Below are 3,443 nucleotides of genomic sequence, written 5' to 3'. Positions count from 1 at the left end.
GCGTACGGCCCCGGTCTCGCCGTCCCGCTCGCGCCGAGCCTCTTCGCGGCCTGGGCGGACGCGAGTTGGACGCGCCCGCTGCTGCTCGGCACGGCCGCCCTGGTCGTCACCCTCCTCGGAGCCCGGCATCGTCTGCAGGCCCCGCTCGTCCTCGGCGGCACCACCCTCGCGCTGGACGCGCTGCACGAACTCGCCCCGTATCTCGCCCAGGTCGTCGGCGCCCTCCCCCGCTGGGCACCTCCCGCCCTCGCCGGACTCCTGCTGCTCGCACTCGGCGCGACGTACGAGCAGCGGATCCGGGACGCCCGGCGGGTGCGGGAGGTCCTGGGGAGGATGAACTAGCCCTGCGCTAAGGCATCTTGTCGCCGAGCAGCGCCAGGTTCTCGATGGCGGCGAGGCCGTACAGCGCGGTGTCGTTCGAGGACACCCACGCGGCCTCGCTGCCCGGGACGAGGGTGACCGGGCCGCTCAGGGCCTCCGTCTTCCACGGCGAGGACTCCATGTAGCCGTCGGAGCTGTAGAACTTCGTCCAGGCCCGCTTGGCGAGCGTCGCGTCGCCGAGTTGTACGGCGGCGTACGCGTCGAGGCGTGAGTGGCCCTGGAAGAGCAGCAGGGTGCCGAAGTTGGAGCCGTAGCGTGCCGCCTGTTCCGTCTTGGAGGCGTTGAAGTAGCGGCAGTAATCCATGTACACCTCCTTGAACTTGGGCATGTCGACCAGGTAAATCAGCTCCGCGCAGAGCTCGTTGAGGCCGAAGACGGCCGAGAGGTGCGAGACGGAGACCACGGGCGCGGAGGCGACGGCGAACTTGCCGGTGTCGAGGTCGTACAGCCCGCTGCCCTGCACAAATCCGTTGGGCTGGGCGGCGATTGTCTCCATCGTGGACAGGACGCGCGCCTTCGCCTTCTCCCACTTGGGGCCCTTGCGCTCCCACTCGGTCAGCCACGCCGACACCAACCCGCTCCAGTCGGTGCCGAATCCGATCGACAGGGCGTGCCGGTCGGGTGTGTACGGCTCGGTGCGGATCTTGCGGATCGGGTCGAGGACGAGGAACGTCTCGTCGGAGTCGACGTTCGCGGCCATGAGGTCGCCGACGCGCTCGTCCGCGGTGAGGAAGTAGTAGTAGCGCCGGTAGGTGGTGTTGGCGATGCGCTGCTGCTTGGCGCTGTCGGCGTAGTGCTGGACGCCGTGCCGGGTGCCCAGGCCGGCCCACTGTCCGAGGTGGTAGACGTCGACCTCGCCGGTGTGCCGGGTGAGTGCCTCGGCGAAGCGGAAGATGTCCGAGCGGCCCGAGCGGAGGTACGCGAACCAGAGCCAGATGTCCGGCGACAGCTCGGAGTTGTCCCAGGCGTAGCCGCCGATGTCGTAACGCCACTGGTGGCGCACGGTGTCGTACGAGTGCATGAAGTCGCCGTAGTCCCAGAAGCCGTACCAACGGCGTTGCGCCACCTGGTCCTTGTAGTAGGTGAAGAGGAAGTCGAGGTGGTCCTCGATCTTCGTCTTCGCGGCCGTGGAGCGGTCGGGCTCGGAGTAGAGGCCGGGGCCGAAGACTCTGGACTTGATCAACTGCTGTGGCGGGGCGGCGAGTTGGGGCAACACCCGTACTGCTTCGACCTGTTGGGCGAGGGCGTCCGGGGTTGGGGTCGACTCGTTGGCCCAGAAGAGGAGTTCGGAGGTGCGGGCGATGCCGTACGGGGTGCCGAATTCGGGTTCGTAGTCCTCGTAGGTGATTTCGAGGCCTTGGAGCTGTTCGGCGTAGGTGTCCTGGCCCATGCCGTCGTGGTAGAAGCGGAGGTCCATCGGCTGGGCCTCGGGCGACCAGAGCCAGAGGGTGACCTCGGCCTCGTCGGTGTGGGCGTCGCGGATGTCGAGCTGGGCGGGGAACTTCTCCCAGAAGTCCCGTAGCCCGAAGGAGAATCCGCCGCTGGCCCCGCCGACGTACCCGAATCCGGAGGCGTGTCCGCCACCGCCGGCGGGGATCCAGCCGTAGCCCTTCGTGGTGCGCTTGCGCAGGGTGAAGCCGTCGGCGGAGAGCTGGGAGAGGGTGTAGTCGCCCCACTTGGGGATGTACTGGAGACGGCTCGTCACGCGCTGGTCCCAGGTCGACGGGTCGGCCAGCTTCTGGCCCGCGTACTGGGCCGCCTGGACGGTCGCGCCCGGGTCGCGACGCAGACCGGTGATGCCCTGAACTGCCTCACGCAGCAGGCCTGTTCCCTCGCCGCCGATGCGGATGTGGCGGTCGTAGGCCGTGTCCCGCATCGGCACGGTGAAGCGGACGCCGAGCCCGCGGATGAAGTCGCCGCTGGCCTTGCCCGGTTCCACCGTGCCGTCGAAGGTGATCGTGTGCACCATGCGGAAGGAGTCGGCGCCCGCGTAGAAGTAGAGGCGGATCGAGAACGGCAGCCAACTCCGGCCGCCCTTGCGGTGTTTGCCGTCGATGCGGACGACGGCGCGGACCGGGCCGTCCTGTTCGACGGTAACCTCGCCGATCACTCCGTCGAAGCGCTCGGTCTTCACCGCGCCCTGATCCTCGTCCTCGATCTCCGGCTGGCGGATGAGGACGAGCCGGCCGTTCTTCGCGATCTCCGTGCCGCCCCTGGTGACCGACTTGATGAGGGTGGAGCCGTTCTTGCCGATCCTCGCGGTGATTACCCCGGTCGACATGTCGATGGTGCCGCCGCTCTTGTCGACGGTCACCTTCTTGTCGGGGGCGGCCGTGTCCCCGGCGGTGAGGGTGAGCTTGCCGGAGCCCGAACTCACCGCGTGCGCCGTCCACTTGAGCGAACCGTCGGGCCAGTAGGCGATCGGCCAGGACTGCACGGGAACGGCCGTGCCCTCGGCGTCCGTCAGCGCGAAGTTCTGGTCCTCCTGGTAGGTGCCCATCGGCCACGGCACACCGACCGTCGAACCGGGCGCGGCGCCGAGACCGCCGTCCTCCAGCCAGTCGAGGCTCACCGGGTCGCCGTCGGCCGCCGCGGCTCTGGGCGCGGCCTGGGCGTCTTTCGCCCCTAGTGCCCAGCTGAACTGCGCGGCGGCTCCGGCGGCAGCGGCGGCCTTGAGGAGGGACCTGCGAGGGATGGGAGACATGAGGTTTCAGCCTTTCCTTCCGTGCGGGACGACTGGGCGGGAGGCGTTCTTCGAGTTCAAATGGTCAGGGGCATGACAGAGAGAGATGTGACGCCGGGAGCGCGCCGACCCGGTGCGAGGGCACCACCCGTCAGCGGTGCCGGTACCGCTCCTCCACCGCGACGGCCGCCGCGGCCACGGCCCCGAGCACGGGGACCGCCAACGGCACGATGAGCAGGGCGGAGCAGCCGACGAGGACCAGTCCGCCGACGAGCAGGAAGGAACCGGCCGGGTCGAGGACCGTACGGCGGCCGGCCTCGGCAAGGAGCGCCCGCCAGGAGTCCCCCGGCGCCCAGACCGCCGCCGCGCGCATCCCGGC

2 protein-coding genes and 1 pseudogene are annotated in these 3,443 nt (G+C 69.5%); 1 reads left to right on the top strand and 2 read right to left on the bottom strand.

Features of this window, described 5'->3' with window-relative positions; genetic code table 11:
- On the top strand, window positions 1–342 hold a 342-nt coding region (locus R6V09_RS49070), incomplete at its 5' end, for an SCO7613 C-terminal domain-containing membrane protein (RefSeq protein WP_442810286.1).
- A gap of 7 nt (window positions 343–349) precedes the next feature.
- Here R6V09_RS49070 and R6V09_RS49065 read toward each other — a convergent pair.
- Window positions 350–3,085, bottom strand: a complete 2,736-nt coding sequence (locus tag R6V09_RS49065; RefSeq protein WP_317887924.1) for an exo-rhamnogalacturonan lyase family protein — start codon at window positions 3,083–3,085, stop codon at window positions 350–352.
- 130 nt (window positions 3,086–3,215) lie between these two features.
- A pseudogene (locus R6V09_RS49060) lies at window positions 3,216–3,443 on the bottom strand (hypothetical protein); the annotation flags it as partial.

It is taken from the genome of Streptomyces sp. W16 (genome assembly GCF_033194735.1).
Lineage (GTDB): Bacteria > Actinomycetota > Actinomycetes > Streptomycetales > Streptomycetaceae > Streptomyces.
This window is presented reverse-complemented; position numbering and strand designations above follow the sequence as displayed.

Coding starts and splice junctions, on each gene's coding strand:
- R6V09_RS49065 (WP_317887924.1), bottom strand. CDS start 3,085: ATGTCTCCCATCCCTCGCAGGTCCCTCCTCAAGGCCGCCGCTGCCGCC.